7 protein-coding genes are annotated in these 7,306 nt (G+C 58.1%); 6 read left to right on the top strand and 1 reads right to left on the bottom strand.

Annotated elements, in window-relative coordinates:
• A partial coding sequence (locus IRZ31_RS18875; RefSeq protein ID WP_297156516.1) for an isocitrate/isopropylmalate family dehydrogenase occupies nt 1-552 on the top strand: 552 nt, incomplete at its 5' end.
• A gap of 110 nt (nt 553-662) precedes the next feature.
• Here IRZ31_RS18875 and IRZ31_RS18870 read toward each other — a convergent pair.
• Nucleotides 663-1,958: a phosphatidylserine/phosphatidylglycerophosphate/cardiolipin synthase family protein gene (locus tag IRZ31_RS18870; protein WP_297156514.1), complete on the bottom strand. Its 1,296-nt coding sequence runs from the start codon at nt 1,956-1,958 to the stop codon at nt 663-665.
• 554 nt (nt 1,959-2,512) lie between these two features.
• On the opposite strand from IRZ31_RS18870, the gene IRZ31_RS18865 reads away from it, so the two are divergent.
• The 5 genes from IRZ31_RS18865 to IRZ31_RS18845 all read left to right on the top strand — a co-directional run.
• Nucleotides 2,513-4,384, top strand: coding sequence for a hypothetical protein (locus IRZ31_RS18865; protein WP_297156512.1), 1,872 nt, complete (start codon nt 2,513-2,515; stop codon nt 4,382-4,384).
• Nucleotides 4,368-5,168, top strand: a complete 801-nt coding sequence (locus tag IRZ31_RS18860; protein WP_297156510.1) for an RAMP superfamily CRISPR-associated protein — start codon at nt 4,368-4,370, stop codon at nt 5,166-5,168. The genes IRZ31_RS18865 and IRZ31_RS18860 overlap by 17 nt, the downstream gene beginning before the upstream one ends.
• The gene (locus tag IRZ31_RS18855) at nt 5,165-6,463 is read left to right on the top strand and encodes an RAMP superfamily CRISPR-associated protein (protein ID WP_297156508.1); all 1,299 of its coding nucleotides are present in this window, start codon (nt 5,165-5,167) and stop codon (nt 6,461-6,463) included. The genes IRZ31_RS18860 and IRZ31_RS18855 overlap by 4 nt, the downstream gene beginning before the upstream one ends.
• A 1-nt stretch (nt 6,464) precedes the next feature.
• A complete protein-coding gene (locus IRZ31_RS18850) occupies nt 6,465-6,971 on the top strand; it encodes a hypothetical protein (protein WP_297156505.1) in 507 nt (168 codons plus the stop codon).
• 3 nt (nt 6,972-6,974) lie between these two features.
• The coding region (locus IRZ31_RS18845) for a hypothetical protein (protein WP_297156503.1) at nt 6,975-7,306 on the top strand (332 nt) is incomplete at its 3' end.

The raw sequence follows: 7,306 nt of genomic DNA, 5'->3' as shown, positions 1-7,306 counted from the left end.
GCCTGTGAGCTGGCCCTGGAGCGCAAGGCTCAGGGCTATCCGGGACGGGTGACGCTCGGCGCCAAGTATTCGATTCAGCCGCGCACCGATGGGCGCTTTCGCGAGATCGTGCGTGAGACGGTGCGTCGCTATGGGGAGCTGGAGTATCAGGAGTTCCTGATTGATGATCTGGCGCGGCGTATGGTAGCGGTGCCTGAGAGCCTCGATGTGGTCGTGCTCTCGAATGAGCACGGCGACATTCTGGCTGATATGGCCGCTGGCTGTATTGGAGGGCTTGGTCTGGCGCCGAGTGGCTGCTATGGTCCCACCTATGCCTATTTTGAGCCGGTACATGGCTCGGCACCGGACCTGGCTGGCAAGGGAGTGATTAATCCGACAGCCATGCTGCTTTCTGGGGCCATGTTGCTGGACTATCTTGGCTATGGAGAGCAGGCCCATCGCTTGAGGGAGGCCGTTGCTGAGGTCTATCGGCGTGGGCAGGTGCTGCCTCCTGATCAGGGTGGCAGGGCGACCACGGCGGAATTTGTGGAGGCGGTAAGGCAGTTCCTCTAAGGCGGTTCAGGAGGGCGACCGAAGGGCGCGCCCTGGCTACATCTGGCAGCAGGTGCTCCTGTCTGCCGGCAGCCAGGTGGCGCGCTCTTTTTATGGCTGGCGGTAGGTGGTCAGGTCAGGAAGCGCAGGGGGGCTAGCAGCCACTCGCTAAGGCGCACGTACCAGGGACGCTGCTCCCAGTCTTCCAGGCTCAGCTCGAAGGCGTTAGTCTTGTCGTATTTAAAAAGGACCTCCATCTGACGGGCCAGGTCGCCGTTGTAGATCTCCACGTTGATCTCGTAGTTGCCGATCGAACTGAGGCGATCGAGGTTGGCGGTGCCGATGGTCGACCATTCGCCATCGATGGTGCAGGTTTTGGCATGCAGCATGTGGCGGTAGCCGAAGATGCGAATGCCGGCCTTGAGGCACTCGCTAAAGTGGCTGCGCGAGAGCCAGTCGGCGATGATGTGATTGGACATCCAGGGGACGAGGATCTCGACGTCGACGCCGCGCCGGGCGGCGGCTTTGAGGGCATCGAGCAGGATCGAATCCGGCACAAAGTAGGCATTGGTCAGATAAATAAACTTCTGGGCGCGGTCGATGGCCTCGATGTACATGTCGCGGATGGGGAACATGAGGCGCATGGCGCTGGTGCCGCGCACGTTGATGAGTGGGTTGAAGCAGCGCGGGTGGCGCCTGGTGATGCGTTCATGGGCGGGTACATGCTGGTTCCAGAAGTCGACGAAGGATTGAGCCAGGTCGGCGGCAGCGGGCCCGCGGATGCGCAGGTGGGTGTCGCGCCAGCTGGTGGCGTAGGTTTCGCCGATGTTGTAGCCGCCGATAAAGCCGATCTTGCCGTCGACGACGAGCAGTTTGCGATGGTCGAGGGCGTAGCGCCGGGGGTCGAAAAGGTGCCAGGGATAGCGGAGCGCCTGGTACTGGAGCACATGAATGCTCGGAGGGAAGATTTTGAATTTGCGCGGAACGACCAGGTTGGCGAACCAGTCAAAGATGACGTAGACGGCGACTCCTTCTTCGGCTTTGCGAATCAGGTGTTCTTTGAAAGCGCGGCCAACGCTGTCGTCTTTCCAGATATATGATTCCAGGTAAATGGTTTCCTGTGCGGAGTCGATGGCGGCGAGCATGTCATCGTAGAGGTCGCGCCCGTAGTCGTAGAGCTGCAGGTGGTCCTGTCCGATGGTGATCTCTGCAAAGCGGGTGTGAGGAAAGCCGCCCTGGGGAAGGTAGCGCTTGCGCTGGCGCGAGATAACTTGGAGAATGATCAGGGTAATGGCCTGGGCGCTGAGGATGGCCCCCAGGGTGCGCAGAAGGAGACGCTTGAGGGAGAAGTGGCGTGCAAGGGAGATGAGTAAGGCCATCGCTATGCTGGTTGGGCTACTGCGCTCTCGGTGCTCTCTATGCCTCATGTGGTTTCTCCGTTTGTGCTGTCGTGAGGATGGCTGTTGTGTGTTGTCAAGCTCTTCAGTTTGCGCCCGGCTGGTCCTGCTAGGTCCGATGTTGGCTGGCTGAGGCGCCCCCGTTGTCCTCCGCTGTTCCTGGCTGCCTTGATATGATAGCGTACTTTGCCCCCTCGGGGAAGGTGACAGTAGCTCATGAAAATTGCTGGCTGATTGCCGCCATTTTGATGAGTTGACCCTTTTCCTGCCTGGCTATGACTCGCTCATGCTTCTGGATAGGTATTGCTGGTCACTTGTATAACACTAGATTGCCAGATTGTTATATGTAAGATATATTTATATCTTGTAGAGTTCAAAAACTGGGCGGAATTTTTTAGTAAAAAATATTGTCTCATCTAGTAACGGATCATGCTACCAGGCGAATCGATGAAATTCATAAAACTTTGTGAAGAAAATCATATACCACTTTAAGGTGGGAGAGCTATAACTATGCTATGCTCTCATTGCCTGCCGAGTAGGGCAGCTAGAGCGTGCTGTCGGCATCAGAAGGAGGTAGCGCAGCTGTGGCCTATGCGCTCGTAGCGCTCGACACCAACCGCATCAAGAGCTACGTCTTCGGCACCGATCGGCTCAGGGAGATCCGCGGCGCCAGCTCCATTCTCGACCGGCTCAATCGCCAGGCCATGGAGGAGATCGCCAAGAGGCTTGACCCTGGTGCAGAGGTTATCTATGCCAATGGCGGCTCCGGCCTCTTCCTGGTGGCCGAGGAGAAAGCCGAAGAGTTCGTTCGAAGCGTCCAGGCAAAATACCGTGAAGAGACACGCGGGGGAGCCTCGGTCACTGGCGCGGTTCAGCGGCTGCCAGCGGAGCTGACAGTGGATGATCTCTGGACGGCTGATCTGCGCGAACAGCTTGATCTCCTGAGCTACAAGCTGCTCCGCGCCAAAGAATGCCCACCGGTCGCTGTGACTCTGCCCTCCCATCCACTGCTTCAGCCCTGTGACTCCTGTGGTCTAGAGTATGCGGAGGGACCCGAGACCGATGACAATAGACGAGGTCGACGTTGTTGTTCTGTCTGCCGCCAGAAGGGAGAAGAGGACTCCCGGATCAAAGAGAGTATTGAGCCAATCATCAAGAGCCATGTGTACAGCAATGGGGCCGAGGCTCCCGCCGCGAAGCAAGCAGGGTTGTGGAAAAAGCTGATCACATTGCTGCCCCGTGATTACTTCCAGCAAGAGAACAGATTCATCACGCCAAAGCGCCCGCGCAATTTTGATACCTTGCGCTCTGCCACAAGCAGCCGCGAAGGCGTCAAAGATTATCTGGGGCTGGTCTACGCCGATGGCAACAGCATGGGCAGCCGGATTGAAAAGCTCTCAACCCTCTGCCATATCTGGATATTCGCTCGCACTATCGACGAGGCCATCTATAGCGCGTTGGCCTATGCGGTCAAAAAGCATCTGCCTCTCGCCTCCGTTCGCGGCGGGCTCGACGAGGAGGAAGAAAACGGCGAGCATCAGGCAGACCAGAACAATCAGCGGCAGGACAGCTATCTCTTCCCCTTCGATGTGCTGCTGCTGGGGGGCGACGACCTCATGCTCCTGACCACCGGCGACCGCGCCCTCGATGTGGCACTAGAAGTAGCTCGTGTCTTCTCTCAAGAAGTGCCTCATATCTTCCCTGAGAAAGTGCGAGAGCTGCAAGAAAAGTTTGCAGATCAGGAAAAGGTCCAGAAGCTGCTAGAAAAGCTCGTGGCCGAGGAGAAGCTGGAGGCCACGCTCTCAGTCGGTGTGGTTTTTGCCCCCCTGAAATATCCTTTTGGCCTCATGCATGACCTGGTCGAGAGTGCTCTCCGCTTTGCAAAGAAGCAGGCACACGCAGACAAGTGGCGTGGCGCTCAGGGGGATAATGACACGCGCATCAATTTCCTGGTCGTAGCGGGCGCCGGTACCCACGAGTTCGACTATCTCTACAAGACCGTCTACACCAGACGCAGCGGCAACCTTGAATTCCGTGCCACGCTACGCCCCTACCGGCTCAATGAGCTAGAGCGCCTGCTGCAGATCATTCGCGAGGCGAAGCGCTGCAGTTTCCCGCGCTCCAAATTACATCAGCTGCGCGAGGCCGTGCTCAAAATGAACCGGACCAGCTCCGTGCTCGACGCTCTGGCAGCCTTGCATGGCTGTCGCGACAAAGATCGCGAGTTTCTAGTGCGCCAGCTCTATGAATTCAGCCGGGACTATCTGCTCGAAGGCAGCCCGTCAGGCGAAAACACGGGTCGCTTCCCGGATTTTCCTCATGTGGTGTTTCCCTGGTCGCGGCTTCAGGACCAGAGCCAGCCGGAGCACAAGATCTATCTGACACCGCTGCTGGATCTGGTCGAACTCTACGATTTTGTGACAGCGCAGGAGGGCGAGCGTGAGAGCAAGGACTGATCGCCTGTCCATTGATTACAGTCTGACCTTCCTTACCCCTTTCCATATGGGGACCGGCTTTCGTCATGGACTGGTCGATCGCACGGTAGCGCGCGATCGGCAGGGCCGCCTCTACATACCTGGTGCCACCTTCAAAGGAGTTCTGCGCGAGTGCTGCGAGCAACTGGCCCGCACCTATGAAGAGCTGGCCGAGATGCGCGATCTGTTGACCTCCCCCCACGATGAGAGACTGGCTCTGCGCGGTCTCGGGCTGCGTATCAGCATGATCACGCGCATCTTCGGCTCGCAGATGTTGCCTGGAACGCTCTTCTTCGACAATGCTCACCCCGTGACTGCCACCGCAACAGGGCTGTCCAAGTCGGGAGAGAGAAGACAGGCAGCGACAGTGCCGGAAGAGGAGGTCGAAACGCAAGTAACGCTCTATACCCAGGTGCGCCTGCACCGCCTGACGCGCACAGCTGTCCCTGGAGCGCTCTACACCAGTGAGCTCGGCCTGCGTCATCTGACTTTCCACGGCACTATTCGCGGCTGGCTGACCTGCCTGCCCCTCGACGAGCAGCCGCGCAGCCCAACCTATTCTCTGCTACTCTTGCTCGCAGGCTTGCACCTGGTCGAGCAGGTCGGAGCCAATAAGTCAACGGGGAAAGGGCGATGTCGCTGTGAGGTGCTGCGTCTGGAAATCAACGGTGAGGAGTATCCGCCCGCGGAATGGCGCGGCTGGTTAGAGGAGCGCCTCGATGACCTGGTCTATTATTCGACGGCGCAAGAGGAGGCTTTGCAATGAAGACTTTTGCGCTGTTGCTAGAAGCTCGCTCGCCCCTGGCCATTCGGGCTGACCATGCTCCTTCTGGCTTTGGTTGCCTGGACTACCTGCCCGGAACGAGCCTTGCTGGTGGCCTGGCCAGCCTATTTCGCTTGCTCTATCCTAACGAACGAGATGAGTTCAAACGCCTCTTCCTGAGCGGGCGTGTACAATTCCCCGATCTGCTGCTCACTCCTCTGATAACGAGTGGAGATGAGCAAAATGAGATGCAGCAAGAAATACCGCTCAGTCCTGTCTATCCACTGCCACGCACAGCCCAAAGTTGCAAGCGGCACCCAGGCTTTCAAGGCGATAACGGTCGGAAGCAAGGCGAGAGTGGGCACGGCGTGCGCGATGCGCTCTTTGCCTGGGCTATCTTTGCTCTGCAGCCCGATGATGAACCGCAAGCGATCAAGGCGCTCAAAAGCCAGCGCTCCTGTGAGGTGTGTAAAGCCCCAATGCAGAGTATTACCGGTTGCTATGCGCGTCATGGTACGGCCTTTCAGCTGGCCGATTATCGGGGAAGACGGCGCTTGCAGACGCACACGGGCATCGACCGCCTGCGGGGGACCGTGCAGGAAGAGATTCTCTACAATCGCGAGGTCCTGGACGAGGGAACCTGCTTCTGGGGACTGCTGAAGGCCTCCGACGAAGAGGCTCCTTTGCTCCAGCGTTTTATCGAGGAGGCGGGTCATTCGGGCCTGGTGCGCGTTGGCACCGGACGCACGCGTGGTCTCGGCGCGGTCGAGCTGACGTTGACTCCCCTGCAGGAGGCGTCGGCGTCCTGGGAGCATTTCCGCGAACGCCTGCTGACCTTCGATCGCAAACTGAAAGACTATCTGGCCACCTATAAGGCTCCGGAGCCTCGTAAGAGCCAGGGGCAGCGTGGAGAACCGTTCTACTTCGCGCTTACGCTCTGCTCGCCAACCATCCTCTGCGACGAGTTCCTGCGCTACCGCGGTCGCATCGATGAGGCAGCTCTGGCGGAGCTGCTGGGCCCTCCCTTTACCAGGGAGGATCTGCGTGCTCTCCACATGGCCGCGACGCTGCATCGTGTAACAGGCTGGAACGATCTCTGGGGACTGCCGCGTCCGGTGGAGTATGCAATTGAGCGCGGCTCGGTCTTCCTCTTTGCTTACTGGATGCGCGGCGACGCCGACCGTGACGAGCTGATCAAAGCCCTCTTCCGCCTGGAGGAGGAAGGCATCGGGCGCCGTCGCAACGAAGGCTTCGGTTCTGTGCGCATCTCCGATCCTTTCCATTTCGAGGTGTTGTGACATGAGTACAAAGGCCAAAGCGCTCTCTGAAATGCAGATTGTGCTCGCTGTGAGCAAAGAGGTCGACAAAGAGGACTTCTACGAGCTGGCTGAGCGCCTTGGGTACCACGCCGCGGTTGTTCTGAAAAAAGTGCACCGCTCACAGATGACCGGGCTGGAGGCGATCGTCAACGGAACGCTCAAGCGCAGCGACGTGCTGGACTACGTTAAGAAACAAATCGGGCGTTTGGAAGAGTGGCGTAAACCATGCAGTGGTGATCAGCTTGATCCTCAAACAGGCTTCGGCGAGCGCCTGCTGCAGGCCCTGGAGCAGAATCTGGGCGATCGCGCCGACAGGCTTTGTAGGGAGCTGGGCATTGGCGAGAAAACCGAGGAGAGCCGTCAGCTGCGCCGGCGTCTTCATCTTCTCTTGATGCGTCAGTTTATCCACTCGATGGTTGCCCATTATGAATTTATGGAGAAGGAGACCCGGGATCTGGATGCCTTCGTTGAGAGGAGGAGGTCATAGTCTGTGCTCTCCGAGGAACAGATCGATGCCATTGCCCTCCTGAGCGACGAGGTGCTCTATCCCGAAGCTGTACGTTTCATGCGCCAGCTACTCGAAGAGGAAGATGGCAAGCCACTGCCCATGAGCCAGATCCAGGGTTTGCATGCTATCTCGCTGGCTCTGAGCTACGAGGCACTGCGCAACTTTGTAGCCCATCAGAACGAGCGTAACTGGCCTAGAGATAAAGAGAATATAAAAATATTCTATAAAAATCTGAAGGAGTACATGGAGTCTATGCAGAAAAAACGTCTGAAGAACGAGTTCCATCTCCTCAGCGATCAAGGGGGGGTGCAAAC

Origin of the sequence: Thermogemmatispora sp., assembly GCF_019683635.1 — a bacterium.
Classification (GTDB): Bacteria; Chloroflexota; Ktedonobacteria; order Ktedonobacterales; family Ktedonobacteraceae; genus Thermogemmatispora.
The sequence above is the reverse complement of the archived record's forward strand: the minus strand, read 5'-3'. Positions and strand labels throughout refer to the sequence as shown.

What these genes read in the sequence shown, in the direction of transcription:
- IRZ31_RS18855 (WP_297156508.1), top strand. Translation starts at nt 5,165, where the DNA reads ATGAAGACTTTTGCGCTGTTGCTAGAAGCTCGCTCGCCCCTGGCCATT.
- IRZ31_RS18850 (WP_297156505.1), top strand. Translation starts at nt 6,465, where the DNA reads ATGAGTACAAAGGCCAAAGCGCTCTCTGAAATGCAGATTGTGCTCGCT.
- IRZ31_RS18870 (WP_297156514.1), bottom strand. Translation starts at nt 1,958, where the DNA reads ATGAGGCATAGAGAGCACCGAGAGCGCAGTAGCCCAACCAGCATAGCG.